The sequence below is a fragment of the Leifsonia sp. 21MFCrub1.1 genome (assembly GCF_900107895.1).
Taxonomy (GTDB): Bacteria; Actinomycetota; Actinomycetes; order Actinomycetales; family Microbacteriaceae; genus Leifsonia; species Leifsonia soli.
On the sequence record NZ_LT629867.1, the window covers coordinates 2893479 to 2919543 of the forward strand.

Annotated in this window: 23 protein-coding genes; 5 read left to right on the top strand and 18 right to left on the bottom strand. The window is 70.4% G+C overall.

What is annotated here, in order from left to right:
• Nucleotides 1–5 precede the first annotated feature (5 nt).
• The 3 genes from BLW09_RS13725 to BLW09_RS13735 are packed head-to-tail and all read left to right on the top strand — an operon-like array spanning nucleotide 6 to nucleotide 2799.
• On the top strand, nucleotides 6–1010 hold the full coding sequence (locus BLW09_RS13725; RefSeq protein ID WP_089913768.1) for an ABC transporter permease: 1005 nt from the start codon (nucleotides 6–8) through the stop codon (nucleotides 1008–1010).
• Nucleotides 1007–1870 carry an ABC transporter ATP-binding protein gene (locus tag BLW09_RS13730; protein WP_089913771.1) on the top strand — a complete coding sequence of 288 codons (864 nt, stop codon included), beginning with the start codon at nucleotides 1007–1009 and terminating at the stop codon, nucleotides 1868–1870. The genes BLW09_RS13725 and BLW09_RS13730 overlap by 4 nt, the downstream gene beginning before the upstream one ends.
• Nucleotides 1867–2799, top strand: coding sequence for an ABC transporter ATP-binding protein (locus tag BLW09_RS13735; protein ID WP_089913774.1), 933 nt, complete (start codon nucleotides 1867–1869; stop codon nucleotides 2797–2799). The genes BLW09_RS13730 and BLW09_RS13735 overlap by 4 nt, the downstream gene beginning before the upstream one ends.
• A gap of 239 nt (nucleotides 2800–3038) precedes the next feature.
• On the opposite strand, the gene BLW09_RS13740 is transcribed toward BLW09_RS13735, so the two are convergent.
• The 10 genes from BLW09_RS13740 to BLW09_RS13785 all read right to left on the bottom strand — a co-directional run bounded on the left by BLW09_RS13740 (nucleotide 3039) and on the right by BLW09_RS13785 (nucleotide 14079).
• Nucleotides 3039–3812 carry a GntR family transcriptional regulator gene (locus BLW09_RS13740; protein ID WP_089913777.1) on the bottom strand — a complete coding sequence of 258 codons (774 nt, stop codon included), beginning with the start codon at nucleotides 3810–3812 and terminating at the stop codon, nucleotides 3039–3041.
• A gap of 48 nt (nucleotides 3813–3860) precedes the next feature.
• Entirely contained in the window at nucleotides 3861–4838 is a 978-nt protein-coding gene (locus BLW09_RS13745) for an NAD-dependent epimerase/dehydratase family protein (protein WP_089913780.1), read from the bottom strand.
• Nucleotides 4835–5656: a sugar phosphate isomerase/epimerase family protein gene (locus BLW09_RS13750; RefSeq protein ID WP_231946852.1), complete on the bottom strand. Its 822-nt coding sequence runs from the start codon at nucleotides 5654–5656 to the stop codon at nucleotides 4835–4837. The genes BLW09_RS13745 and BLW09_RS13750 overlap by 4 nt, the downstream gene beginning before the upstream one ends.
• Nucleotides 5653–6321, bottom strand: coding sequence for a ThuA domain-containing protein (locus BLW09_RS13755; protein WP_089913782.1), 669 nt, complete (start codon nucleotides 6319–6321; stop codon nucleotides 5653–5655). Before BLW09_RS13755 ends, BLW09_RS13750 begins: the two co-directional genes overlap by 4 nt.
• Before the next feature lie 70 nt (nucleotides 6322–6391).
• Nucleotides 6392–8050, bottom strand: a complete 1659-nt coding sequence (locus BLW09_RS13760) for an ABC transporter substrate-binding protein (RefSeq protein ID WP_231946853.1) — start codon at nucleotides 8048–8050, stop codon at nucleotides 6392–6394.
• Complete coding sequence (locus tag BLW09_RS13765) at nucleotides 8047–9252, bottom strand: ABC transporter ATP-binding protein (RefSeq protein ID WP_089913788.1); 1206 nt, start codon at nucleotides 9250–9252, stop codon at nucleotides 8047–8049. The genes BLW09_RS13760 and BLW09_RS13765 overlap by 4 nt, the downstream gene beginning before the upstream one ends.
• Complete coding sequence (locus BLW09_RS13770) at nucleotides 9249–11318, bottom strand: dipeptide/oligopeptide/nickel ABC transporter permease/ATP-binding protein (RefSeq protein WP_089913791.1); 2070 nt, start codon at nucleotides 11316–11318, stop codon at nucleotides 9249–9251. Before BLW09_RS13770 ends, BLW09_RS13765 begins: the two co-directional genes overlap by 4 nt.
• Nucleotides 11319–11324: 6 nt before the next feature.
• Entirely contained in the window at nucleotides 11325–12299 is a 975-nt protein-coding gene (locus BLW09_RS13775) for an ABC transporter permease (protein ID WP_089913794.1), read from the bottom strand.
• Nucleotides 12296–12994, bottom strand: coding sequence for a ThuA domain-containing protein (locus BLW09_RS13780; RefSeq protein ID WP_218857130.1), 699 nt, complete (start codon nucleotides 12992–12994; stop codon nucleotides 12296–12298). Before BLW09_RS13780 ends, BLW09_RS13775 begins: the two co-directional genes overlap by 4 nt.
• A gap of 5 nt (nucleotides 12995–12999) precedes the next feature.
• Nucleotides 13000–14079, bottom strand: a complete 1080-nt coding sequence (locus tag BLW09_RS13785) for a Gfo/Idh/MocA family protein (protein ID WP_231946855.1) — start codon at nucleotides 14077–14079, stop codon at nucleotides 13000–13002.
• Nucleotides 14080–14300: 221 nt separating this feature from the next.
• Here BLW09_RS13785 and BLW09_RS13790 point away from each other — a divergent pair, with 221 nt between their 5' ends.
• Nucleotides 14301–15272: a zinc-binding dehydrogenase gene (locus BLW09_RS13790; protein ID WP_089913801.1), complete on the top strand. Its 972-nt coding sequence runs from the start codon at nucleotides 14301–14303 to the stop codon at nucleotides 15270–15272.
• Nucleotides 15273–15367: 95 nt separating this feature from the next.
• Complete coding sequence (locus tag BLW09_RS13795) at nucleotides 15368–16759, top strand: APC family permease (RefSeq protein WP_089913804.1); 1392 nt, start codon at nucleotides 15368–15370, stop codon at nucleotides 16757–16759.
• A 48-nt stretch (nucleotides 16760–16807) separates the two neighbouring features.
• Here BLW09_RS13795 and BLW09_RS13800 read toward each other — a convergent pair whose 3' ends face one another.
• The 8 genes from BLW09_RS13800 to BLW09_RS13835 all read right to left on the bottom strand — a co-directional run bounded on the left by BLW09_RS13800 (nucleotide 16808) and on the right by BLW09_RS13835 (nucleotide 26034).
• The gene (locus tag BLW09_RS13800) at nucleotides 16808–18547 is read right to left on the bottom strand and encodes a cellulase N-terminal Ig-like domain-containing protein (RefSeq protein WP_089913807.1); all 1740 of its coding nucleotides are present in this window, start codon (nucleotides 18545–18547) and stop codon (nucleotides 16808–16810) included.
• 85 nt (nucleotides 18548–18632) lie between these two features.
• Nucleotides 18633–20024: an MFS transporter gene (locus BLW09_RS13805; RefSeq protein ID WP_089913812.1), complete on the bottom strand. Its 1392-nt coding sequence runs from the start codon at nucleotides 20022–20024 to the stop codon at nucleotides 18633–18635.
• Nucleotides 20025–20085: 61 nt separating this feature from the next.
• Nucleotides 20086–21123 (bottom strand): LacI family DNA-binding transcriptional regulator, encoded by a 1038-nt coding sequence (locus BLW09_RS13810; RefSeq protein WP_089913815.1) that lies wholly within the window; start codon nucleotides 21121–21123, stop codon nucleotides 20086–20088.
• A 64-nt stretch (nucleotides 21124–21187) separates the two neighbouring features.
• Nucleotides 21188–22255 (bottom strand): hypothetical protein, encoded by a 1068-nt coding sequence (locus tag BLW09_RS13815; RefSeq protein WP_157696943.1) that lies wholly within the window; start codon nucleotides 22253–22255, stop codon nucleotides 21188–21190.
• Between the two features lie 5 nt (nucleotides 22256–22260).
• Complete coding sequence (locus tag BLW09_RS13820) at nucleotides 22261–22857, bottom strand: ABC transporter ATP-binding protein (protein ID WP_089913821.1); 597 nt, start codon at nucleotides 22855–22857, stop codon at nucleotides 22261–22263.
• Nucleotides 22848–23618: a peptidoglycan-binding domain-containing protein gene (locus BLW09_RS13825; protein WP_157696944.1), complete on the bottom strand. Its 771-nt coding sequence runs from the start codon at nucleotides 23616–23618 to the stop codon at nucleotides 22848–22850. The genes BLW09_RS13820 and BLW09_RS13825 overlap by 10 nt, the downstream gene beginning before the upstream one ends.
• 269 nt (nucleotides 23619–23887) lie before the next feature.
• Nucleotides 23888–24493 (bottom strand): hypothetical protein, encoded by a 606-nt coding sequence (locus BLW09_RS13830; RefSeq protein WP_089913827.1) that lies wholly within the window; start codon nucleotides 24491–24493, stop codon nucleotides 23888–23890.
• Nucleotides 24494–24711: 218 nt separating this feature from the next.
• Nucleotides 24712–26034, bottom strand: a complete 1323-nt coding sequence (locus BLW09_RS13835; RefSeq protein WP_089913830.1) for an APC family permease — start codon at nucleotides 26032–26034, stop codon at nucleotides 24712–24714.
• Nucleotides 26035–26065: the final 31 nt, after the last annotated feature.

The window sequence follows — 26065 nt, forward strand, 5'->3', positions numbered from 1 at the left end:
CCCCCATGAGCTTCACACAGCAAGAACTCGCCGACCCGGAGCTGTCGGGCTCGGAGCCGGACGCGGACGACGACACCGCCGCCGCGCGCACCGGCTTCCTCCGCGCGGCGGGACGCGCCCGCCGCGGCGACCGCCGCCGCACCTCGCGGGGCTGGAAGTTCTGGGTCGGGATCGCCATCTGCGCCTTCTTCGCGCTGGTGGCCCTGACCGCCCCGTTCCTCGTGCCGAACCCCAATCAGTCCAGCCCGGTCGGGCTCCAGCCGCCCAGCGCGGACCACTGGTTCGGCACGACCAACATAGGCCAGGATGTCTTCGCGCAGGTCTACGCGGGAACGACGGGCTCGGTCGTGATCGGCGTCGTCGCCGGAGCGATCACGGTCGTGCTCTCGATGCTGTTCGGCATCGGCGGCGCGTTCCTCGGCGGGTTCTGGGACAACCTGTCGTCGCTCATCAGCAACGTCTTCCTGGTCATCCCCGGGCTGCCTCTCCTCATCATCGTGACCGACTACGTGGAGTCGCGCGACATCGTCGTGATCGCCATCGTGATCGCACTGGTGTCGTGGGCGGGCGCGGCCCGCGTGCTCCGAGCGCAGACGCTCTCGGTGCGCTCCCGCGACTACGTGGATGCTGCGCGCGTCGCCAGCGAGTCCAGCTGGCGCATCATGCTGCGCGAGATCCTCCCGAACCTCATGCCGATCATCGCCAGCCAGTTCGTCTTCGGCGCCCTCGGCGCGATCCTCGCCGAAGCGGGGCTCTCCTTCCTCGGGCTCGGCGCGCCGGGCGGCAAGAGCTGGGGCAGCATCCTGTTCTTCGCCCAGAACGCCCAGGCGATCACGCTCGGCGCCTGGTGGTGGTTCGTGCCGCCCGGGCTGTGCATCGCCATCCTCGGCGCGGCCCTCGGCCTGATCAACTTCTCGATCGACGAGCGGATCAACCCGCGCCTGCGGACGGCGGCCATCGCCAAGCGCTCGCGTTCCCGCTCCACCGCAACGAAGGGAGCCGCCGCATGAGCGACCCGCTGCTGCGCATCCACGACCTGACCGTCGACTACGCCACGGACCGGCCGGTGCGGGCCGTCGACGGCGTCTCGCTCGACATCCACCCCGGCGAGATCGTCGGCCTGGCAGGCGAATCGGGCTGCGGCAAGTCGACACTCGCCTACACGGTGACGCGGCTGCTGCAACCGCCCGCCCAGATCAGCGGCGGCTCCATCGAGTGGCGCCGCGAGGACGGCGGGACGACCGACATCCTCGGCCTCGACGGCCGCGAGCTGCGCGCCTTCCGCTGGCAGGAGATCTCGATGGTCTTCCAGGGCGCCATGAACGCGCTCAACCCCGTGCACAGGATCGGCTCGCAGATCGAGGACGTCTTCGTGGACCACCGCGCGGGGCTGAGCCGCTCGGAGCGCCGGGAGCGGGCCGCCGAGCTGCTCCGCACCGTCGGCATCCCGGTCGACCGGCTGAAGAGCTACCCCCATGAGCTGAGCGGCGGGATGCGTCAGCGCGTCATGATCGCCATGGCGCTGGCCCTGCGGCCCCGGCTGATCATCATGGACGAGCCTACGACCGCGCTCGACGTGGTGGTGCAGCGCAACATCCTGGAGGAGATCGACCGCCTGCGCAGCGAGTTCGGCTTCGCCGTGCTGTTCATCACCCACGACCTCGGTCTCCTGCTCGAGATCAGCGACCGGGTCGGCGTCATGCTGTCCGGCCGGCTCGTGGAGGAGAACACCCCGCAGGCTCTGCTCGACGGCGCCGGCCACGAGTACACCCGGCACCTGCTGCGGTCCTTCCCCAGCCTCCGCGGCGACGTGCCGCTCACGGGCACGCGCTATGTCGACATCGAACGAGGAGAGGAGGCGCTCGCATGACGACGCTCGAAGCGCTCCATCTGGCCAAGGACTACCAGATCCGCGGGAGCGGCCTGCGCCCGCACATCCTGAAAGCGGTCGACGACGTCTCGCTCGTCGTGCGTCCCGGGGAGTCGGTCGCGCTCGTCGGCGAGTCGGGCAGCGGCAAGTCGACCATCGCCAAGATGCTCATCCGGCTCGTCGACCCGACCGCCGGCGACATCACACTCGACGGCGAGCGCATCGGCTCCGGCCACCGCGCCACCAAGCGGTACCGCAAGCGCGTACAGATGGTGTTCCAGGACCCGTTCTCCTCGCTCAATCCGTCGCTGCCGATCCGCCACCAGCTGGTGCGGCCGCTGCGCATCCACGGGATCGTCCGCACCCGCGCGGAGGAGGAGCGCGAGCTGCGTCGGCTGCTCGACTCGGTCAACCTGGGGCCGGCGGCCGAGATCCTGGCCAAGTACCCGCACGAGCTCTCGGGCGGCCAGCGTCAGCGCATCGCGATCGCGCGGGCGCTCGCCCCGCAGCCCGAGGTGCTGATCGCAGACGAGCCGGTGTCGATGCTGGACGTCTCCATCCGGCTGGAGATCCTGCAGCTGCTCGACGACCTCAAGAGGCAGCGGAATCTCGCGGTGCTGTATATCACGCACGACCTGGCGACCGCCCGGCACTTCTCGACGCAGATCGTGGTCATGCGCCACGGCCGGGTGGTCGAGCGCGGGCCGTCGGGCGACGTCATCCTCAACCCGATCCACCCGTACACGCAGCTGCTGGTGCGCGCGGCGCCCGACCCGCACTCGGAGGCCTTCGAGCTCGATCCCGAGCGCTACCGGCGGTCGCCCGACGTGCTCGTGACGCCCGACGACCCGGGCCCGGCCGAGCAGGGGCACTGGGCGCGCGCCTGGACGGACGACGCCGCCGTCGCGGAGCTGCTCGCCACCGCCTGACTCCGCGCCCGCCCGATGCGGGAAACGGAGGTACTCGGGACCTTTCCGGCCTCGAACCTCCTCCGTTTCTCGCGTCCTGCGGCGTGCCGCCCGGTGAACTCCTCCGTTTTCATCGCGGTCCGAAAGGGAGGAGATCTCGGCGAACGGCGCGGCGATTCGCCACGAACGGAGGCACGCGGAGCCGTATCGTCCGGGATCTCCTCCGTTTGCGCAGCGGAGAGGAGCGGAGGGGATGCGCGCTAGCGGGTGCGCGCGAAGTGCGTGCGCAGGCGGTAGCGCTCGCCGGCGTACGTGATGGTCGACACGAAGAGGGGGCGCTCGGACTGGTCGACCGCAACCTGTCGCATGACCAGGACCGGTTTGCCGAGCTCCAGGCCCAGGTGCTCCGCGACAGCCCCTGTCGCCTCCCGCGCCTCGATCGTCGCATCGGCGCGGAAGGGCTCGATGCCGGCATCCGCCAACGCCTCGTAGAAGGATGCGGTGGCGAAGTCGACCGCCTCGAGCGACGGCGCGATGGATGCGGGCAGCCGCGTGACGTCGACGGCGATCGGCACATCGTCCAGCAGGCGGACCCGCTCCAGGTGGAACAGCGGCGTGCCGGGTGCGACGCCCAGCTCCTCCGCCTCGTCCAGGGTCGCGGCCTTCGTCTCAGCGCGCAGCACGGTGGACGACGCCGCGAGCCCCATCCGGTGCGCGGTCTCGCTGAACGACTCGAGGTTGTTCGGGAAGTCCTTGCCCGGCGCGGGAGCCTGGGCGACATACCAGCCGCGACCGTGGGAGGCGCTGAGCACGCCGTCCTCGACCAGCTGGCTGAGCGCCTTGCGCAGGGTCACCCGCGAGATCGACAGCTGCTGGCACAGCTCCCGCTCCGGAGGGAGGCGCGAGCCCGGCTTCAGCACGCCGGTCGCGATCTCGTGGTTGATCAGGTTGATCACCTGGATCCACAGGGGCTCGGGGTAGTCAGGCCGGATGGCGGCGACCGCATCCCGACCGAGAGTCTCCGGCTGCGTCAACGTCGATACCCTCTCCCTGCCGATAGCACGCCTCATTCATACCACTCGTTACCGCGCCGCGAGACGATCGAATGCCGCGGCGAGTTCCGCGTTGACGCTGCGTGCGCCCGCATGCTCGTCGTGGTGGCGCACCACTCGGCGTGCCCCCTCGGCGAACGGCACCGCCGGCGCGAAGCCGGGAACCAGCCGCTGCAGCTTCGTCGTGTCGAACAGCATCGTGTGCCGGAAGTCGTGCTCGAGCACCTCGTCCCACCCGGGGATCTCCTCGCCGATCGTCTCACTCGAGCGGTGCACCAGCAGCGGCGAGCGCACACCGGCGGCACGGGCCAGCTCCAGGTGGATCTGGTCCCAGGTGAGGATGTCGCCGCTGACGACGTTCACGCTCTCGCCGATCGCGTGCCCCTCGCCGAGCAGCGGCACGAACGCGCGGGCGAAGTCGCTGGAGTGCATCAGCGTCCAGAGCGACGTGCCGTCACCGTGGACGACGACCGGTTCGCCCGCGCGCATCCGCTCGATCGCCGTCCAGCCGGCGAGCACCGGCACGGTCGTCTCGTCGTACGTGTGGAACGGGCGGACGATCGTGAGCGGGAAGCCCCGCTCACGATAGGCGTCCTCCAGCAGGAGTTCGCATGCGATCTTGTCCCTGGCGTACCCGAAGACGGGCTGCCGCCGCGGGGAGGATTCGGTGATCGGCAGCAACGGCACCGGACGCGCGAACACGGAGCACGTGGAGATGAAGACGTACTGGCCGGTGCGCTCGCCGAAGTACTCCACGTGCCCGTCCAGGTCCTTCGGCGTGAAGGCCACCCAGTTGACGACGGCGTCCCACCGCTCGTCCCCGAGCAGCGCCGGCAGCGCGGCGGGGTCCCGGACATCGCCGGTCAGGATGCGGACGCCCTCCGGCACCGTGCGCCGCGGCTCCGAGCGGGTGACGATGGTGAGGTCGATACCCCGGGCGACGGCTTCGCGGGCAGCGGCCGAGCCGATCATCCCGTTGCCTCCGAGGAACAGCACGCGCGCACTCATGCGGCGACGCTCCCGCGCGAGACGCCGAGACCGACGAGGTGGCGGTAGGACTGCTCCAGCGCGTCGAAGGTGTCGACGCTCAGCCGCTCGAGCTCGACGATGTGCCAGCGCAGGCCGGACGGGGCGCTCAGGATGCGTCCCCAGTCCATCGCGCCGTCGCCGATCGGAACCATCACGTCGTCCTCGTAGCTCACCGCCGGGCCGTCCTTGATGTGGACCAGCCGTGCGCGGTCGCCCAGGCGGGTCAGCACCTCGGCGGGGTCGGCGCCGCCCATCCGTGCCCAGTAGGCGTCGAGCTCCACAACGACCCGGGGATCGAGCAGGTCGAGGAGGAGGTCGTAGGCCTGGCGTCCGTCGAACACCTGCGAGAACTCGGCGAAGTGGTTGTGGTAGCCGATGGTGAGACCCCGGGCAGCGGCGTTCTCCGCCGCTTCGTTGACCCGCTCCACGCCCGCGCGGATGCGGTCGGGCGAGTCGAACTCCTCGCGCTCCATCGACCACACCAGGGTCGGCGCGCCGAGGGCCTGCGCGGCATCCAGCAGCCGCTCTGCGGCCTCGCCCGCCGGGAACGGCGTGTGCGCGCTCGTGATGGCGAGGCCGGACGCCGCGGCGGCGACGCGCACGCGCTCTGGGCCGTACGCTTCGACGAGACCGTAGGTCTCGACGCCGAGATAGCCGATGGCGGCCACCCGGTCGAAGGCGCCCTCCAGATCGGCGAGCGCGTGCTCCAGGATCGTGTAGCCCATGACGGCGAGCGGCCGAGCGCCTGCGCCTGCGGCACCGATGCCGGGGTCGCCGATGGTCTCCGGCGCGCTCACAGCGCCCCCGCCGTCCACAGCAGAGCCCGCCGCACGAGTTCGCGCACGGGCGGTTCGCCCCACGAGCGCAGGTCGTGACCGAGTGCCAGATACACCACGCGGCCCGCGCCGGCCTCCCGCGCGTACATCACAGGGATCTCGACGCCGTCCGCGCGGTGCCTGCGCGCGAGCACCTGCACGTCGTCGTCCGCGAGCTCGAACTCGTAGTACTCGTCGAACAGCTCGAAGTCGGCGATACCCTCGGTGATGGGATGCTCTCCCACGATCTCGATCGTGTGCCGGCCCTCGTGGTGGCCGGGCCCGTGGGAGAGGTAGCCATTGCCGAGCAGCTCGAACATGGGCCGGTCGGCCGGGTCGAGCCCGTCCCCCTCCCAGCCCAAGATGTTCGCCCCGTGGATGCCGACGAGCCCCTTCCCGGCCCGCACCGCATCGGACAGCGCCTGCTGCTGCGCCGTCGGGAAGAGGCCGCCGGACGTGTAGAGCAGGTAGGTGTCGGCGTCGGCCGTCTCCGGCCGGGCGTCGACGAAGCGGTTCATGCCCATCCCGCGTCGCGTCACGAGGCCCGCCTCGATGCCGAGCTGCTGGTACACCAGGGAGGCCGTCAGCAGGTCGTGGTGGATGTCGTCGCCGTTCACGACGACCAGTGCGTTCTTGTTGTGCGTCATCTCTCTCGTTCTCTTGCGAGACCGCGGGCGGACCGGGTGACCGGCCCGCCCGCGGACGGTGCACGTCCGGTCAGGAGACCGGCTTCAGCTTCAGCGCCACCACCGGGTTGGGGTACGGCGCGAAGTAGGGGTTGTCCTCGCTCGGCCAGCCGGTGACCTTCGCGCTGCTCCAGTCGCCGTAGTTGCCCCAGTAGAACATCACGATCATCGGCAGCTGGTCGATCCAGATGCCTTCGAGCTGCTCGAGGATCTGTGCCCGCTCCGCGTCCGTGGTCGCCAGCGGGTACTTGGTGAACAGCTCCTTCGCGACCGGGTCGTTGAAACGCTCGATGTTCTCGAACGTCGGCGTCGCCTGCCCCAGCGGGTAGTACTTGTTCGGGTTCATCATCGAGTCGTAGATGTTGAACGCGCGGGGCGCAGGACCGACCGGGTAGCCGATGGTCGACTGGAAGGTTCCGTCGGCGGTGATCTTGTTGATGTCGTTCACCGAGGTGGTGTCGATGTCGAGCTTGATCCCGAGGTCCTTCAGCTGCGACACGAGAACCTGGGCGCGTGCCGCGATGTCGGTGTACGACGCCGGGAAGCTCACCGAGAACTCGACCTTCTTGCCGTCCTTCTCGTAGTAGCCGTCCGATCCCTTCGTGTAGCCGGCGTCGGTCAGCTGCTTCTCGGCGGCCGGCTTGTCCTGCTTGAAGTCGAGGTTCTTGTACTTGGCTGCGACCTCGCTCTCGAAGGCGGGCATCGGGAGTCCGGTCTGGCTCGTCGCGGGCGGCGAGTCGGTCGCCGCACCGATCTGCGCCCGGTCGACGCCCAGGCTGATCGCGCGGCGCACGGCGATGTCGCTCAGCGGCCACTTCTCCAGGTTGGGGATGAGACCGTCCGAGCCGACGACCGGAGCCCAGTAGTGGTTGTCCTTGCTCTTCGACAGGTACGTCTTCTCGGCGTCGGCGATGTAGGTGCCCGACCAGTCGGCCTGGCCCTGCACGAGCGCGTTCGTCTGGCCCTGGTTGTCCTTGTAGGGGATGAACCGGATGCCGCCGATCGTGGCCGGCGTCTGCCAGTAGTCCTTGTTCGTCTTGAGCACGAAGCTCTGCGGCGAGAAGGTGTCGAGGATGAACGGCCCCGTGCCGACCGGGTTCTTGTCGACGTACTTGGTGGGGTCGCCCACCTTCGACCAGATGTGCTTGGAGACGATCGCGGCCGAGACCAGGGAGGTGAACTTCGTCTCGGACGGCGCTGCGAAGGTCATCACGACGGTGTCGGGGTCCTTGGCTGTGATGGTGTCGAAGTCGACGCCGCCCACGTTGAGGGCCGGGTACTTCTTCAGCAGGTCGTAGGTGAACACGACGTCGTCGGCCGAGAACTTCTTGCCGTCCGTCCACTTCACGCCCGACTGCAGGTGCAGGGTGAGCGTCTTGTTCTCGTCGCTCCACTCCCACGACTTCGCCAGCCACGGGATGTCGTGGCCGATGTCGACGTTGTTGATCTGCACGAGCGGCTCGTAGATGAAGCCGCCGGCACCCTGGTTGGTGTAGGTGGCGCCCTGCGCGGTGTTCGGCAGGTACGGGTTGAAGGACTGCGTGAGGCTGTCGGACTGACTCGCCACGTTGAGGATCAGTCCGTCGCCCGAGCCCGAACCGTTCGACGAGCAGGCGGCGAGCGGCACGACGAGCGAGGCGGCCAAAGCCGCGCCGATGGCGGCGCGACGTATGGACCTTCTGCGATTCATTGCTGGTCTCCCTTGGTGTCGGTTGTTTCTGGAGCGTCTGGGTTCGTCCGAGCGTCTGTGCTCTTCCGAGGGTCTGTGGGGGCGTCCGGCCCGGTGGGGATGCGGCGGCCGGCCGGGCGCACGGCGCCCAGCCCGTAGGCGACGGCGTTCTCTGCCCTCCGCTCGGCCGCCTCCGCGTCGTCCGCGTACAGCCAGCACTTCGCCCACTGGCCGTCCTCGAGGGCGAAGGCGGGCGGCGCGTCGGTGCGGCAGCGCTCCATCGCGAACGGGCAGCGCGGGTGGAACCGGCAGCCGGAGGGCGGGTCGATTAGGCTGGGCGGCTGACCGATGTCGCGCGGCCGCGCCTCGTCGGGCCGGGAGGGGTCGGGCGCGGAGGCGATGAGCAGCTGCGTGTAGGGGTGCGCCGCCTTCTGCGTCACGGTCTCGCTCGGGCCCGCCTCGACGAGCTGCCCGGCGTACATCACGCTGGTGTCCTCGGCGAAGTAGCGGGCCGAGGCGATGTCGTGCGTGACGTACAGCAGGGCGACCCCACGTTCCTCCACCAGCCGGCGGAGCAGGTTGAGCACGCCGAGACGGATGGACACATCCAGGCTCGACACCGGCTCGTCGGCCAGGAAGACGTCGGGATCGGCGGCGAGCGCCCGCGCGATCGAGATGCGCTGCAGCTGACCGCCGGAGAGCTCGTGCGGGTACTTCTCGGTGAACTGGCGTGCGGGCCGCAGGCTCACCTGGGCCAGCAGGTCGTCGATGATGCGCCGCTGGGCGGGTCCGTCGGCTTTCGGATGGTGGATGCGGACCGCGCGGGTCAGCGTTCGCGCGATCGTCGCCACCGGATTGAACGACCCGAACGGATCCTGCAGGATCAGCTGCACCTTGCTGACGTGCGCCCGGAACGACGCCCCGCCCTTCACCCGGACCGGCGTGCCGCGGTAGAGGATCTCGCCGGAGGTCACCGGGTGCAGCTGCGCGAGCAGCCGGGCGAAGGTCGACTTGCCCGATCCGGACTCGCCGACGAGCGCCATGATCCGCCCGGCGTAGAGGGCGAGCGACACGTCGTCGGCGGCATGGACGACGCGGCGCGGACCGCGACGGAACGGCGAGCTGTGCACGGTGAAGTGCTTGGTGACGTGGCGTGCCTCGAGCACCGGCACGTCGTCGCCGGAAGGCGATGCCGCCTGGGGTGCAGTCTCGATCGTCGTCATCGGGCGTCCTCCATCCGTTCTGCGATCCCATCCGGCACCCGGGCGGCCGCCGATCCGTCGCCTTCGTAGAGGAGGCAGGCGGCCTCGGCCTGCCGCCACTCGGCGGGTCCGGCCAGAGGGATGAGCGGAGGCACGACCTCGACGCAGTGGTCGAAGGCGAGCGGGCAGCGTGGCGCGAACGCGCATCCCGTCGGCAGCTGCCGCAGGTCGGGCGGCGACCCCGGGATGCCGGCGAGCTCGCGCTTCGGCCCGGACAGCGTCGGGAACGACGCCAGCAGTCCCTGGCTGTACGGGTGCCGCGGGTTGCGGTAGAACTCGTCGGCGTCGGCGAGCTCGACGACCCGGCCGGCGTACATCACCGCGATGGTGTCCGAGAGCTCGATGAGCAGGGACAGGTCGTGGGTGATGAAGACGACCGCGAACCCCAGGCGGTCCTTCAGCTCGATGATCTTCTCGATGATCTGGCGCTGGATGACGACGTCGAGCGCCGTGGTCGGCTCGTCCATCACGATGATCTCGGGGTCGAGCGCGAGCCCGACCGCGATCATGGCGCGCTGCCGCATCCCACCCGAGAGCTCGTGCGGGTAGGCATTCACGCGGTCGGTCTGGATGCCGACGAGCCCCAGCAGTTCGACGACGCGGGCCGCGCGATCGGCCGAGGACAGCTCGGGCCGGTGCGCCCGCAGCACGTCGTCCAGCTGCGCGCCGACCGTCAGCACCGGGTTGAGCGCGTGCATGGCCGACTGGAACACGATCGAGAGCTCGTCCCACCGGAAGTCGCGGAGCTCGTTGTCGCTCATCCGCAGGATGTCGGTGGTCGACCCGTCGGTGTTCGTGTAGAAGATGCCGCCGCCTGTGATCTGCGCGGGCGGCTTGTGCAGCCGCGTGATGGCGTAGGCCAGGGTCGATTTGCCCGACCCGGACTCCCCCGCGATGCCCAGCACCTCGCCGCGGCGCAGCGTCAGCGACACGTCGTTGACCGCGGGCGTCACCGAGTTCTCGCCGACGTAGTCCACGTGCAGGTTCTCGATCCGGAGGATCACATCGCTGGTGACCGGGTCGTACGGCTGGTGGGGAGGGCGCTGCCCGCGCACGCGGGCCGGTCCGCGCACGACCTTCGCACGCTGGGCGCGGACCTGCGCCCTCTGCGCCTTCCTGGTGCCGATGCCGGCCTGACGCAGGCGCGGGTTGATGAACTCGTCGATGCCGAAGTTGACCAGCGAGAGCCCGGTGCCCAGCAGGGCGATGGCGAGACCGGCGGGCACGAACCACCACCACGAGCCGGTCAGCATCGCGCTCGACACCTGCGCCCAGTAGAGGATGGTCCCCCAGGACCATTCCGTCACGTTCGTCAGCCCGAGGAACGCCAGGCTCGCCTGGGTGAGGATCGCGCCGGTCACGGTCCCGAGGAAGCTGGCGGCGATCACGGCGATCTGGTTGGGGAAGATGTCGCGGAAGATGATGCTCGACGTGCGCTCGCCGGTCGCCCGCGCCGCCTCGACGAAGTCGCGCTTGCGCAACGACAGGGTCTGCGCGCGCAGCACGCGGGCGCCCCACGCCCATCCCGTGATCGAGATGACCAGGATGATGCCGAGCGATCCCGACTTCGGCAGGTAGGAGGCGAGGATGACCGTCAGGGGCAGGGCGGGAATGACCAGGAACACGTTGGCGAGCAGCGACAGCAGTTCGTCCGAGAGGCCGCCCAGGTAGCCGGCGGCGAGGCCGACGAGCACCGACAGCACGGTCGCGACGATCGCCGCGCCGACCCCGACGAGCAGCGAGATCTGCGTGCCGTACAGCATCTGCGACAGCACGTCCTGCCCGGTCTGCGTCGTGCCGAGCCAGTGCTCCGGGCTCGGCGGCTGCAGCGTCGCTTTGCTGACCGCGGACGGGTCGTACGGCGCCACCCAGGGTCCGATGATCCCGAAGATGCAGAAGACGGCGGTGATGACGATGCCGGTGAGGGTCCAGGGACGGCGGAAGGCGCGCATCCACGCGAACCGGGATGTCGGGGTGTCCGTCTCGGCGTTCTCCGCTTCGACGGCGGTGGCGGCGGCGATGGCCATGTCAGCTCAGCTCTCTCGTGTGCGGGGGTCGAGGAAGACGTACATGAGGTCCGCGAGGAGGTTCGCGACCAGGACGGTGATCGTGATCACCAGGAAGATGCCCTGCATGAGCGGGTAGTCCTGGGCCTGCGCCGCCTTGAACAGCACGGTGCCGATCCCGGGGTAGTTGAAGACGACCTCGGTGACGATGGAGCCGCCCACCACGAAGCCGAGCGACATCGCGAAGCTCGAGAACGACGGGAGGATGGCGTTGCGCGCCGCGTAGCTGAACATCACCCTTCGCTTCGGGAGGCCTTTCGCCTCCGCCAGCCGGACGTAGTCCTCGCTGAGCGTCGTCACCATCATGTTGCGCATCCCGATCAGCCAACCGCCGATCGAGGCGACGACGATCGTGAGGGCCGGGAGCACGGCGTAGTACGTGGCGCTGCCGATGAAGCCGAGGTTCCAGCCGATGGTCTCGGTCACGGAGTAGCCGCCGGAGAGCGGGAACCAGTGCAGCACGATCGAGAAGATCAGCACGACGCAGATGGCGAACCAGAAGTACGGGATGCTCGACAGCAGCGTCGTGAACGGGATGAGGCCGTCCAGCCACGACCCCCGCTTCCAGCCGACGCTCATCCCGAGGCCGGTGCCGATCAGGAAGCCGAGAACGGTGCACACGGTGATCAGGACGAGGGTCCAGCCGATGCTGCTCGCCAGCACGTCCGCCACCGGCGTCGGGTAGTAGGCGTACGACGTGCCGAAGTTGCCCGTGAACAGGTTCTTCCAGTAGTCCAGGTACTGCTGCCAGAGGCTCGCATCGCTCTGGCCGAACAGCACCCGCAGTGCCTGGATGGCATCCGGCGACAGCTTGCCGTGGAACTTGGCGATCAGCGCGTCGGCCGGGCTGCCGGGCATGATGCGCGGGAGCAGGAAGTTGAGGCTGATCGCCGCCCAGGCGGTGATCAGATAGAAGACGGCTCGTCTCAGGAGCACTCTCATGGGCGGTCGGTGTCCTCCGCGTCGATCGGGCGGGTGGGTAGCGCGGCCTCCTCGGCCGTGCGGGCGGGCCGGGCGAGCCAGCGCGCCGCGTTCGTGACGAGCCGGCGGACCTCCGTCGAGCCCCAGGCCCGGAGGTCGTGGCCGAACTGCAGGTAGCAGACGCGCCCGCGACCATAGGCGTGCACGGTGACCAGGGGTTCGCGCCCGTACGGGGCGTCGCGCCAGGCCAGCACCTCCACACCGGGCTGGACGGCGAGGCGGTAGTGCTCGTGCTCCAGCTCGAACGGCTCGACGCCGGCGGTCACCGGGTGCGGCGCGAGCGCGACGGCGAACCGGGACTCGTGCGGCAGCGGGCCATGGTCGAGGTAGCGGGCGCCGATCACCGGAACCAGCGCGTCGTCCTCCAGGTAGGCGGTGGAGTGGACGGCGAGGAGGCCGGCGCCCGCGGCCACCGCGCGTTCCAGCCCGCGGCGGGCGTCGTCGTCGAGTTCGCCCGCGGCGCGGTACAGCGCGATGACGTCGTCACCGGGGGTCGCTTCGTCCGACGCGGTCGCCTGTTCGCGCAGCGACCCGGCGCCGATCCGCACGCGCGTGGCGAGCCCGTCGTCGGCCAGCAGTGCCTGGAGCTCGACGCCCGCGGCGAAGAGGTCCTCGTACACGTCGTCGCCCACGAGCATGACCGTCGCGGTCGCCATCCGCGTCACCACGTCGACCGCAGTTCGCCGGCCGGCGACCACAGTCCCTCGTCGAGCCCGCTGAGCAGGGCGTTGTCGTACACCTGGAGCGGGAGGGCGACGCGGCCGCGCGACCGGCTGCTCTCGTAGGTCGCGAAGACGATGGCCGCGCCGGCGAGCGCGTGACGCGCGGCGAGCACCGGCTCCTCCCCCGTCTGCAGACCGTCCACCAGATCCGCGACGGCCGCGCGCGTGCAGGCGAAGATGGCCGGGTCGATCCCGTGGTCCCACGTCGACGGATCGCTCGCGTACGGGGAGGCGAAGCGCATCCCCTCCGCTCCGAAGCGCTGGACGACGCACTCCTGACCGTTCACCACGATCCGCCCCCGGGTGCCCTGCAGGATCAGCCCCAGGTTGTTCTCGCGGTTGAGGAGCGGCGTGGCCGGCTCTCGGCCGGTGGAGATCGTCGCGCGGACGCCGTCGCTCCAGGAGACCTGCGTCACGGAGGAGGTCTCAACGAAGGCACCGTAGACATAGCGGTTGGTGCTGACGTCGATCTGCCCGAGCACCCACTCGGCGGGGGCGTCGTGCCGGTAGAAGAGCGCCAGGTCGATGATGTGGCTTCCCCAGTCGAAGAGGTTCGGGCAGTATCCCTCGATGGTGACCAGCTCTCCGATGACGCCCTCGTCGAGCTGCGCCCGCGCGAACCGATGCACCGGCTCGAAGCGGCGCTGCAGGTTGACGGTCAGCTGGACGCCTGCCTCGGCGGCCCGCTCGGTCATGGCGAGCGCGTCTCCGTAGCTGAGGGCGAAGGGCTTCTCGCAATGGATGGCGCGGACGCCGGCGTCGATGGCCGCCTCGACCACGGGCCGGCGGAACGCGGGAGGGGTGCAGACGCTGACGATCTCGGGGCGCTCCTCGCGCACCATCGCCGTCACGTCCGCGTAGCTCCGCGGGATGTCGAGCTCGGCCGCCAACAGGTTCGCCGCGGACGCGTCGACATCGGCGACGGCCGTGAGCCGCACACGCTCGTCGGCGCGGTAGGCGGCGGCATGGACCCGGCCTTGCCCACCGGCGGCGACGACGACCGCAGAGTATGTCTGCATGTGCTTCTCCATTGAACTGCTCGGGTGCCGAGACGGCTGAGGGGTTGGACCGGACTGTATCCCAGATCGATACCACCCAATGCCAGAGTAAGACAGAATGTGAGCGGTAACAAGAGATGGTTTCGTCGTTTACGCGTTTGAAACAATCCGTGACCAAATGGGAGCGCTGTGAGAACGCGTCCACGTAAGACCACAACGGACCACAGCGCTACACTGCTCGCATGCTGATCAGCCGAGTCGTCGCCGCCCGCACCTCCCGCATCGAGGAGGCCCCCACCCCCGAACCGCGCCCCGGCCAGGTGCTGGTCGAGATCGTCGCGAGCGGGGTCTGCACGTCGGACCTCTCGCCGTGGCTCCGCGGACCGGGCGAGGGCGACGACCCGATCGAGCTCGGCCACGAAATCACGGGCCGCGTCATCGCCGCCGGGTCGGCATCCTCCCGGTGGCGGGAGGGGGAGCTCGTCACCGGGCTCGGCGGACCCGGCTTCGCGACGCACGCGCTGCTGGAGGACGATCTGCTGCTGCCGGTCCCGGCGGGCATCGAACCGGCGCACGCGATCGGGGAGCCGATCGCGACGCTCGAGGAGGCCATCTCACGGACACCGCTCGCCCCGGGGTCCCGGGTGGCGATCGTCGGTCTGGGGTTCATGGGGCTCGGGCTGCTGCAGCTCGCCCGTGCCCGGGCGCCGCGCACGATCATCGCCGTCGACCCGAACCCGGAGGCGCGCGAACGCGCCATCGCGCTCGGCGCCACGGTCGCGCTCCACCCGGACGAGGTGGCCGGCTTCGCGGACAGCGCGGGCGGTGCCGGTGCGGGTGGCGCCGGGGCAGCCGGCGCGGACCCCCGCGCCGACGTCGTGCTGGAGGCCACCGGAGTGACGCCGGGACTGGCCACCGCATCCCTGCTCGTCCGCCCGTTCGGCACCCTCTGCGTCGTCGGGTACCACCACGCCGGCACAGCGCCGTTCGACATGGACCTCTGGTACAAAGGCGCGACGGTGGTCAACGGGTTCTGCCCGGACCACCCGCGCGTCATGCGGGCGATGAGCGATGCGCTCGGACAGGTCGCCTCCCGCGCCTTCACCTTCGCGCCCCTGGTCACCCACCGCTTCCCGCTCGACGGAGTCGATGAGGCGTACGAGCTCATGGCCCAGCGGGCAGCGGGCTTCGTCAAAGCGGTCGTCGAGCCCTGAGCGCCGGCACGGTCGGAAAATTTCTCTTTACCAATCGAGCACCAAAGCTATACATTCCCGGGTAACCGCTTTCCGGCTTTGACGAAGGGCACCCCGTGACCACCACCTCCCGACCCTCGAGCACCGCCGCTCCCGCCGGTCCGCGACTCAAGCGCAGCCTCGGGACACCGTCCCTCCTGCTGTTCGGCCTGGCCTACATGCTCCCTCTTGCCGTCTTCACCACCTACGGACTCGTCACCGAGACGACCGGCGGCCACCTGGCCGGCGCCTACTTCGTGACGACCATCGCGATGCTGTTCACCGCCGGCAGCTACGCCAGCATGGTGCGGGCGTATCCAGTCGCGGGATCGGCCTACACCTACACGCAGCGGACGTTCGGGCGCCACCTCGGCTTCCTGACCGGCTGGACCCTGCTCCTCGACTACCTCGCGCTCCCGCTCCTCAACTACCTCGTGATCGGCATCTACCTCAACGCCGCCTTCCCCGCCGTCCCCGCGTGGGTATGGGTGGTCGGGTCGGTGGTCGTGGTCACGCTGCTCAACGTGATCGGCATCACGCTCGTGTCGAGCGCCAACCTGGCGCTGGTCGGAGTCCAGATCGTCTTCATCGTCGTCTTCGTCGCCACGGGGATCGCCTACCTCTCGGGCGGAGCGACCGTGCCGAACCTGCTCGACCCCTTCTTCTCGGGCGACGCGACCCTGGGCGGGATCGCCGCCGGCGCTGCGATCCTGGCGCTCGCCTTCCTCGGATTCGACGCCGTCTCGACACTGAGCGAGGAGGCGAAGGACGCCAGGAAGAGCATCCCGCGCGCGATCATCCTGTGCACGCTGGTCGGCGGCCTCCTGTTCATCGTCACGGCGTACGTCGCCGGGCTCGTCTTCCCCGACTTCACGAACTTCACCGACACCGACTCGGCGCCGCTCGATGTGATGACGCGCATCGGAGGCGGTGCGCTGTTCACCTTCTTCACGGCCGCCTACATCGCGGGCAGCTTCGCCTCGGCGATGACCTCGCAGGCCAGCGTCGCGCGCATCCTGTTCGCCATGGGCCGGGACGGCCAGCTGCCCCGGCGCGTGTTCGCCGCCATCCACCCGCGCTTCAAGACGCCGTGGCTCGCGGTCCTCATCGTCGGCGTCGTCGGCCTCGTCGGGGCCCTGCTGCTCCCGCTGGACGTCGCCGCCTCGGTGATCTCCTTCGGCGCGCTCGTCGCCTTCAGCTTCGTGAACCTGGCCGTGATCAAGCACTACCTGATCGACCAGCGCGAGCGCGGCGCACGCGCCGTGCTGACCCACCTGATCGCACCGCTGATCGGCTTCGCCCTGACCGTCTGGCTGTGGACCAGCCTTTCTCCGACGACCTTCATCGCCGGTGGGATCTGGGTCGCGATCGGCGTGGTCCTGCTGGCGATCCTCACCGGCGGGTTCCGCCGGAAGCCGCCGGCGATGGACTTCTCGGAGGACGACCCGGCTCCGCTGCTGGAGTCCTGACGGCGGCCGGGTGCCTGACGGCCGGCCGGACAGCCGGTCTGCGCGGGCTCAGCCGGCGCAGACCGCGAGCAGGAACCAGCCGGAGTGCGGGATCCACTGCTCGGCCCAGCGCCACTCCTCGCCGTCCGGCGCATCGGCAGGGAGGAACGCGATGCCGTCCTCATCCGCCCAGCCGGAGGTGATCCCGTTGACGATGCCGCCCGGGGTGTTCTGGTACACGGCGGAGTACTCCACCCCGTTCCTCCCCCGGCCCTGCAGCATGCACGAATCGAACGGATTGAGACCCCCGACCCAGGCGACCACATCGGCGTGCAGCGTACGAAGCCGCGCGCGCAGCCCCTCATCGACCCCGGGAAGCCGGGACGCGACGGCCGCAGCGTAGGCGAGCGACGCGAGCCCGGCGTTCTCCCCCTGCCACCAGTAGCCGGTCTCGTTCTCGTGCGGGAAGAAGAAGGCGTCGCGGGGCGCAGCTCCGGCGGGCTGGATGCGCTGCCGCGGGTACCCGAACGGGTTGGCAACGGCATCCGTGCGCCGCAGCACTCCCGTGAGGATGGCGAGCGCCGTGCGCTCGGCCGCATCGGCGCCAGGGTCGGCCGGCGAAGCGGCCCTCAGCACCTCGGCCCATCGCAGGAGAGCCACGACCGGCAGCCCCGGCTCGGCAGCGTGGAAGTACGGTCGCCCGTCCACGTCGCCGAGGAGCCACGCGCCCGTCGCGCCATCGCGCAGCCGTCCGGCGAGAGAATCTGCGCGCCGCGTCCCCGCTTCGACGAAGGCCCTCGCGTCCGCTCCGTTCTCGGCGGCCGCTCCCAGCAGCTCGGCGGCCGCGAGAAGCGCGCAGTAGTCGTCGATGACGGACTCCTCGCCGTCGAAGAGGTACTCGCGATTGTGCGCTTCGAGGTGGTCGAACCCGCGCACGGCGGCGGAGAAGTACTGCTCGCGGGTGAACTCGCCCGCATCGTCGGCGCGCGAGGCGAGCGCGAGCGACGCGATGGCGAGACCACCGCCGTGGCGGTACGCCGCCTGCCACCGCTGCGTGCGCACGCTGTCCTGCAGCGGCGCCGTGATCACGCGCTCCTCCAGCCGCTTCGTAAGCGCGTCGAAGATGGCCGTGTAGAAGAAACCGGCCGGATCCTGGAACCGGATGAGGAAGTCCGCCCCGAAGAGGCCCTCGTCGCGGAGACGCGGGTACTGGCTGGTCTCGAGTCCAGGATGCGCGGCGCGGAGTTCCCGCCCCGCCGTGAGCAGCGCCCAGGCGCAGAGCGGGATCTGCTGCGGGCTCATCATGCGGGTGTACGTGAGGTGGCTCAGGAATTTGCTGTAGTCGCCGGACGCATCCAGCCACCCGCCGCGCGCGTCGACGGTGCGACCGGAGTCGTCGTCGTAGAACCGGGCGGCAGCATCCGCGCGGTCGATCTCGCCGCTCGAGCGCTGCGCCCGGAACATCGCCGTGATGTCGGAGACGACGAGGCTCGGGATCCGGTCTGCCGCGATCACGAACGGGGCGGAGGCGACCGTCGCGTCCCCCGCGCCGGCGACGAGCCGGTAGCGTCCCGGGGTCGTGAGCGATGAGAAGTCGGCGCGCGCGTAGGTCCGTGACGACCAGCGGGCGACATGTTGCGGTGCGCCGACCGCGACCGCCGTCTCGCCGCCTCCCGCGGCCTTTGCGTCGAGTCGTTCCACGCGCAGCTCGGGAGCGTCGTCGAACCCGACCAGCACAGCGGACTTGCGAGCCCCCGTGTCGTAGCCGAGGTGGCTCACGAGAACCGCCGGCGCGTCGACCGTCTCCACATCGCCTCCCAGAAATGCATACCAAGCCGTACCACACGATACCAGCCGCCAAGGGCACGCGAGCGCACCGTGCTGCGGGCAGTGGTCAGCGGCGCACCAGTCGCGACCCGACCGCCCAGGCCAGAACGCACAGCACTGCGGTCACCGCGAACGCCCCGACGAACGGCACACCGCCCCCTGCTCCTCGGAGGGCCGCGAAGACGACGGCAGTGGCGGCCAGGGCGACCGCCGAGCCGGTGGAGTCGGCGATCGTGAGCGCGGAGCTGTTGAACCCCTGGTCGGTCGCCGTCGAGTAGTGCAGCGTGAGCACACCGAGGCGCGGGTACACGAATCCCATCCCCGCGCCGGCGAATGCCCAGCCGACCACCACGATCCACGGGTCCAGATGCCAGACCGCCGTGGCGATGAGCGACGCGAGGGCGATCGTGAGTCCGGTCGCGCCGAGACGTGCTGCGAGACGGTTGCCGATGCCGGAGAAGCGCCCCTGCATCCACGAGGCCGCCGACCAGCTGAGACCGGCCGCCGTCAGGGCGAGACCCGCAATCGCGGCGGAGAGCCCGTACTGCGTCGCCATGAGGAGCGGCACGTAGACCTCGGAGGCGAAGAAGGTCGCGGCGACGATGGCGCGCATCAGGATGACGCTCGGCAGCCCGCGGCGCGCGATCAGCGTGCCACGAGGCACCAGGGGACGGATCGCGACGGCCGCGACCGCGGCGGCGACCACCGGCACGATCCACTGCACCGGGCCGGAGGCCTCGGCGGCGAGGGTGAGGGCGAGCACGGCCGCGGCGAGCAGCAGGGCCCACAGGATCCGGCCGACCGGGAAGGGGCCGGGTTCTCCGGGTGCGCGGAGCACACCACGCATCACCGGGACCACCATCAGCATGGCCAGAGCGGTCAGGGCGACGACGCCGAGGAACACCCACCGCCAGCCGACCGTCTCGCTCAGCACTCCGGCGATGAACGGCCCGATCAGCGACGGGATGACCCACGCCGCGGCGAAGCCGGCGAAGATCCGGGGATGCAGCCGGGGCGGGTACACACGCGCCACGATGACGTAGAGCACCACGGTGAGAGCGCCGCCGCCGAGGCCGTGCACGAGCCGGCCGGTGACGAACACGCCCATCGTCTGCGCTAGGCCCGCGGTGAGCAGGCCGGCGGCGAAGAGCATGACGGAGGCGATCAGGGCGGAGCGCGGGTTGCCGCGGTCGGTCCACGCGCCGGCGGCCACCATGCCGACGACGCCGACGGCGAGCGGTCCGGCGAACGCGAAGGCGTAGAGGGAGGCGCCGTCGAGCTCGCGGCTCACCGTCGGCATGATCGTCGTCACCGCGAGAGCCTCGAACGCCGCCAGGGTGATCAGGAGGCACATCCCGATACTGGTCCAGCGGAACGGCGCGCTCAGCACACCTCCGGCCGGCGCGACATCGGGAATGGCGGGGGCCGCGGTCTCCGAGTCCAGATCGCGCGAGCTCATGCGCTCCAGCCTAGGCCGACCCGCCGACGCCCGGGGTGGTGCGCGGGCGCGGGGTCCGACCTCAGGCCACGGTGGCGGGAGGACGCACCTGTGCCGGAGGAGCCGTCGAGGCGCGGACTACGAGGTCGGGGCGCAGGGTCACCGGCGACGGCTCCGTGCCTCCCTCGATCTCCGTCACGAGGCTCTCGACGCTGCGCCGACCGAGCTGGGTGAAGTCCTGCAGGACGGTGGTCAGCGGCGGCCAGTAGTGCGCCGCCTCGGCGATGTCGTCGAAGCCGACGACGCTCACGTCGCCGGGGATGCTGCGCCCCAGCTCGTGCGCCGCGTGGTAGACGCCGAGCGCCATTTGGTCGTTGGAGGTGAAGACGGCGGTCACCTCCGGATCGGCGAGCACCTCCCGGCCGAGCCGGTAGCCGGACTCCGCGGTCCAGTCGCCCTCCGGAGACGGCGGCGCCGCGAGACCGGCGGCGGCGAGCTCCGACCGGTAGCCGTGCACCCGCGCCTGCGCCTCGAACCACTCCAGCGGACCCGACAGGTGGACGATCCGCCGGTGCCCCAGGTCGAGGAGATGGCGCGTCGCCGCCCGGGCGCCGGCCACCTGGTCGACGGTCAGCTCGCGCCGCACCGACGCCGGACCGCCGAGCAGGGTCACGTAGGGGACGTCGAGGCGCGCCGTCTCCAGCTGCTGCAGCACGACCTCCTGCGGGGCGATCACGATGAGCCCCTCGACGGACTGCGCGAGCAGGTGGTCGAGACCCGCGGCGATCGACTCGGGCCGGAGGTCGGAGAGCTGGGCGACCGCGATGAAGTAGCCCGCCGCTCTGCCCGCATCCTGGATGGCGTTGATGCTCGACACCGGACCGTACAGTGCAGCCGCCGAGGTCGACAGGATGCCGATCGTGCGCGACCGGGCGGTGACGAGTGCGCGGGCGGCCCGGTTGGGCCGGTAGTGCAGCTGGTCCATGGCGGCCAGCACGCGCTGGCGCGTCGACTCCCGGATGCTCGGATGGCCGTTGATCACCCGCGACACCGTCTGGTGCGAGACCCCCGCCAGGGCGGCGACGTCGCGCATGCTCGCGGCCCGCTGGTGTTCGGTCACCGCACCCCTCCCCTGCGCCCGCGATCAGGGCGCGGGTGCCCCCATTATGCGCGATGGCGGATGATCACCGGTTCTTGAAATAACGGAACAGAGATGACTCCCGGATCAGGCAGGTCGTCACGCCACAGGCGGTCACCGCCGATCCTGCACCTCCGGCGAGGACCAGGACAGAGGCCGTCAGGAGAGGTCCGCGGTCCGCATCCTGCGGAGGAAGGGAGACGAGCACGGCGCTCAACGCCCCGGCGGCGCCGAGCGACGCCCAGATGACGCACTGCCCCGTCTGGGTGATGACCTGCGGCAGACGGCCGACCCCGATATGACGATCGGAGGCGAGCGCGAGCCGTCGCCGGAACACGTGTGCCGCACCCAGGACCGCACCGGCGAACACCGCGAGGAGGGTCGCGGAGTCGCTGCCGAAGGCGCGCGGAGACGTGAACTCGAGGCCGTGCGCCTGATTGAGTTGCGACAGGACGGGCCGATCAGCACTGGACCCGGCTCTCGGGAGCACGGTCCGTCCCAGGGCGGCGACGGCCGATTCGTCGTGGGGCCAGATCGTGGCCCAGCACGCGTCGAAGGGGTCTTCTCCGAGAGGGATGACGGCGAGAGCCGAGAAGGCCAGCACCGAGTCTCTGCCGTCATCCGGGTACGCGAAGACCGAATTCACCGGCGTCGAACCGTGAGCGGTCGCCACGTCGTCCCCGACGTCTGCGCCGAGAGTCCCGGCCACATCTTCCGACAGCGCGACGCCCGCCCGAGTGGCGTCGCCTCGTGCGGCCAGGAGGTCCCGGAACCCGGGTGAAATCGAGAAGGACGCGATCGGAGTCTGCGGGAGCGTCGACGGCACAAGAAGCTCGGCGTCCTCGCGGATCGCCCCGGCAGCGGTGACATTGGGCAGCGATTCGAGCGCATCGCACGACCGCCCGTCGATGCGCTTCTGCGTTTTCATCACATACGTCGCCGAACCGGACTCCACGTACGCGCGAGCCGCCGTGATGGCCTGGAGAGTCGTCAGCTCCGCAGCCAGAGCGACCCCTCCGACCAGGACGAGGAACAGCACGGCGAAGGTGGCTGTCCGCCCCGCCCCGGACGCGATATCGCGACCCGCCTCGCGCAGCGCTTCCGTCCACCGCATGCCGATCACCGGCCCGAGGAGGCGAGGTCGATGATCTCGTCGCACGCGTCGCGCGTCGCCGGGTCGTGCGTCGCGATCACGACCGCCGCGCCGCTGCCGGCCAGATGCCCCATGACGCCGTTCACGTGGGCGGCCATCGCACGGTCGAGTTGGGCTGTCGGCTCGTCCACGAGGAGGAGGTCCGGCCGGGAGGCGACGGCGCGCGCGAGCATGAGCCGCTGCGCCTCCCCGCCCGAGAGCGCTCCGAAGGTCACGTCGGCTCTGTCCCCGAGGCCGAACGTGGTCAACAGCTCCCGCGCCTCGGCGTCCGCCTCGCAGCGCGGCGCTCCGCGAGCGAGGGAGGGCAGGCTCAGGTGATCGAGCACACGTCGCTGGGCGACTCCATGCGGGTTCTGGAAGACCCAGGTGCACCGGGCAGATGTCCGTTCGACCCGCCCGGTCGTCGGCCTGATCATGCCGGCGACGATGCCGAGCAGAGTGGACTTCCCGCATCCGCTGGGTCCGACGATCCCCGTGAGGCGGCCCGGTGCGAACGTGTGCGAGATCGGATCGAACAGCGGGCGTCCGAACGAGTGGCTGACCTCCACCAGGGTCACCGGCACGTGCGCGTCTTTCGGGGAGAGACGACCACGTCACCGAGCTCGCCGCCCTCACCGACGGAGACGAACGACTGTCCCAGATCGGATCCCAGAACTCGCACGAGTACCGGTCTTCCCCGCGCGGGCTGGATGCAGGCCGCGCCGTCCTTCATATCCCACAGGGCGACCGGAGGCACGACCTGCACGGTGACCGGCGTCGATAGTGCCCAGCTCGCCGGCACCGATGCGGCTCCTCCCTTCTGGGCGGCCGCGGCGAACTCGGGAAGGGACGAGAGGCCGTCGAGCGACGCCTCACTGGTGACGGCCCCATCGTCACCGACCGGCACGGTCACGGACCCGACCGTGATGCTCCGCGGACCGGGAACCCGCGGGACCGGGACCGTCGAAAGACGTGCGGAGACGGCCCTGACCGGAAGCCGGATGAGCTCGTCGCCGGAGCCGACATTCGTCCCCAGCACCCCGGCGCACTGATCGACCGCGACCTCGGCCTGCGGCAGCCAGACCACGTCGGAGAGGTCCAAGATCGGATCGGCCGCAGCGGGCAGCTTCAGGTCGCTTCGGAGTGCCGCGAGAGCGCGGAACGTGGCACGACCCATGACGCCGTCCTGCTCGGTCGGATAGCCCAGCCGGGTGAGTTCCGATTGCACCGCGAGGACGTCGTCCCCGCGGTCACCCGACGCCAGCGACCGCCACAGGGGCGCGCCGGTCGCCAACGCGATCAGGCGCCGCCCGTCGATCGCCAGCGGCGCCGAGCCGGATCTCACCGGCGCACCTACCGCGCAGTCGAATGCGGTCAGCCGGCCGCTTCGGGGTGAGGTCACAGCGCGAGGCGGACCGGGCGCCATGATGAGCTCGGTCTGATGCCGATCGTCGAAGGCGCGCTCCGTCACGGCCACGGTCGTATTCCGCCGTGGTTCCGCCAACGTCGCCGGCTCCGGTGGGTGTGCCAGCAGAGCGGCGGCTGCAGCCGCGGCGCTCGCCGCGACGATGCTGCCGATGCCGACGAGAGGCCGCCAGGGCCCACGCGTGCGGGTCATTCGGTCAGCCAGAGCGACAGCGGATCGAGGGCGCATCGGCGCGCGCTCCCGGACATCGCATCGAACGGGAAGTCGCCCTTCTCGTTGTCGCGCGACCAGCGCTGCTTGCTGTAGGTCCTGTCCACCAGACCTGCGGCCTTGAGACACGCCACCTGGATCGTTCCTTCGTCCTTCTTCTCGGGGTTGCGGCGCACCTGCTCGAAGAGGACCGGGATCCAGCCGGCCCACTGCGATTCGCACTGCTGGAGGATCGGGTCAGCGCGGTCGAAGAAGTCGTCGGGATACGAGCCCGACTTCGAGCCGAGGGAGAATCCCCCCGATTCGTTCCAGGTGATCGTCAGACCGGCGTCCCCGAGGCAGGACCGCACATGTGCTCTGCTCTGCTCGTACTCCGTCGCGGTGACGACGCCGTCGCGGAGAACATCGCGTTCCCACTCGCTCTTCGCATCGGCGAACCCCTTCTGAAACTCGCTGGCCCACGGACCATCGAGAGAGATCGTTTGCGCCGTCTTCGGAGTCGACGACGAACAGCCGGCCAGGGCTCCAAGCACCGCCATGCCAGCCAGGACGACGGCGATCGCGCCGGTGACCCTCGGACGCATTTACGACCTGAGGGAGTAACCGTAGGAGACGACATTGGGCCAGCACGCCGCCTGCCGGGACCACTGCCCGGCCACCACTTCCACCATCGCCAGCGCCACTGCTGGCGCGCCGACCAGGATCTTTCGCATTCCCATTCGCTCCGTTCGCGGAGAATCTCTCCGGAGCCGACTCTAGGGATCATCCATGACGGTTGCAAAAATATAAATGCAAATTCTGCCTAATGCGCCCGACGCCGTCGCTGCACCGCACCGACGGCGAGCGCCACGAGCGCCACCCCGGCGGGGAAGACGAGGTGCCACCCGGCGAGCACGAGCAGCCCGGCCGCGAGCACGCAGGAGAGGAGCGCCATCCACCAGCCCAGGGAGCGCGCGGGGAGCAGCCGCAGCGCCGACGCAACACCGAGGCCGTAGACCGCGGCCGCGATGCTGGTGTGGACGAGGATGAACGGCGGGAGGTCGCCGCTCGCCAGCACGACGACGGAGTACACGGCCATGACGACGGCGGAGAGCAGCAGGCCGCGCCGAGCGACGGCACCGTTCTCGACGCCCCGGCCGAACCAGGCCGGGAGGTCGCCGTCGCGGCCCATGGCCGCGCCGAGCTTGCTGAATGCCGCGAGGTAGGCGTTGAAGACACCGGTCACGACGATCGCGGCGATCACGGCCACCACGACGCCGCCTCCGGCGCCGGTCGCGACCCGGACCAGGTCGAGCAGCGGCACGTCGCTCGTGGCCGCCTTCTCGCCCAGCACCACGACCGTGACGGCCTGGATGGCCAGATAGGCGACGGACACGATGATGAGCGCCAGCGCGGTCGCCCGCGGAATGTCGCGCCGCGGGTGGCGGAACTCGCCGCCGATCCCGGCGACGGCCTCCCAGCCGGCGAACGCCCAGATGTAGAGGCTCATCGCGAGCCCGACGCCCGCCCAGCCGTGCGGGAGCAGCGGATCGAGGTTCTCGGGCCGGGCGTGCGGTGCGGCCGCCGCCAGCACGAAGATCAGCACGGCGACGAGCGCGCCGGAGAGCACGAGCTGCACGGACGCGGCGAACCGGACGCCGAAGGCGGTGACGACGACGGGGATCACCATCAGCCCGATGGCGATGAGGGTCGTGCTGACGGCGTCGCCGCCGATCACCGCGACGACGTATCTGGCCGTCATCAGCGCTGCGATCGGCGCACCGATGGGGGTGCCGAAGAAGAACCAGTACCCGATCACCCGGGCGGCGCCGGGACCGAATGCTCTGCGCGCGAAGGTGGCGACACCGCCGGCGTCGGGGTGCCGGCGCGCGAGCGCCGCGAAGGTGCTCGCGAGAGGGATGGAGATGAGTGCCAGCGCCGCGACGGCCAGGATCGCGCCGGGGCCGGCGGCCGCCGCGGCGAGCGCCGGGAGCACGAGGATGCCCGTCCCGAGCACCGCGGCGATGTACAGCGCGGTGCCGCCCGCCACCCCCAGCCGCCCGCGCGGCGGTTCCGGCACGCGCGGGTCGGGGAGCTCGGGCTCCGGACCGCGGGCGCGCGTGGTCGAGGGCCCGCGTTCCGTCATGTGTCCATGATGGCGCGGACCCCCGACAGGC

Bases quoted from the DNA above. Each gene is read 5' to 3' on its own strand.
- BLW09_RS13735 (WP_089913774.1), top strand. From the start codon at position 1,867: ATGACGACGCTCGAAGCGCTCCATCTGGCCAAGGACTACCAGATCCGC.
- BLW09_RS13830 (WP_089913827.1), bottom strand. From the start codon at position 24,493: ATGCGTCCGAGGGTCACCGGCGCGATCGCCGTCGTCCTGGCTGGCATG.
- BLW09_RS13730 (WP_089913771.1), top strand. From the start codon at position 1,007: ATGAGCGACCCGCTGCTGCGCATCCACGACCTGACCGTCGACTACGCC.
- BLW09_RS13815 (WP_157696943.1), bottom strand. From the start codon at position 22,255: ATGCGGTGGACGGAAGCGCTGCGCGAGGCGGGTCGCGATATCGCGTCC.
- BLW09_RS13725 (WP_089913768.1), top strand. From the start codon at position 6: ATGAGCTTCACACAGCAAGAACTCGCCGACCCGGAGCTGTCGGGCTCG.
- BLW09_RS13760 (WP_231946853.1), bottom strand. From the start codon at position 8,050: ATGAATCGCAGAAGGTCCATACGTCGCGCCGCCATCGGCGCGGCTTTG.
- BLW09_RS13790 (WP_089913801.1), top strand. From the start codon at position 14,301: ATGCTGATCAGCCGAGTCGTCGCCGCCCGCACCTCCCGCATCGAGGAG.
- BLW09_RS13785 (WP_231946855.1), bottom strand. From the start codon at position 14,079: ATGCAGACATACTCTGCGGTCGTCGTCGCCGCCGGTGGGCAAGGCCGG.
- BLW09_RS13780 (WP_218857130.1), bottom strand. From the start codon at position 12,994: ATGGCGACCGCGACGGTCATGCTCGTGGGCGACGACGTGTACGAGGAC.
- BLW09_RS13805 (WP_089913812.1), bottom strand. From the start codon at position 20,024: ATGAGCTCGCGCGATCTGGACTCGGAGACCGCGGCCCCCGCCATTCCC.
- BLW09_RS13755 (WP_089913782.1), bottom strand. From the start codon at position 6,321: ATGACGCACAACAAGAACGCACTGGTCGTCGTGAACGGCGACGACATC.
- BLW09_RS13775 (WP_089913794.1), bottom strand. From the start codon at position 12,299: ATGAGAGTGCTCCTGAGACGAGCCGTCTTCTATCTGATCACCGCCTGG.
- BLW09_RS13765 (WP_089913788.1), bottom strand. From the start codon at position 9,252: ATGACGACGATCGAGACTGCACCCCAGGCGGCATCGCCTTCCGGCGAC.
- BLW09_RS13770 (WP_089913791.1), bottom strand. From the start codon at position 11,318: ATGGCCATCGCCGCCGCCACCGCCGTCGAAGCGGAGAACGCCGAGACG.
- BLW09_RS13835 (WP_089913830.1), bottom strand. From the start codon at position 26,034: ATGACGGAACGCGGGCCCTCGACCACGCGCGCCCGCGGTCCGGAGCCC.
- BLW09_RS13745 (WP_089913780.1), bottom strand. From the start codon at position 4,838: ATGAGTGCGCGCGTGCTGTTCCTCGGAGGCAACGGGATGATCGGCTCG.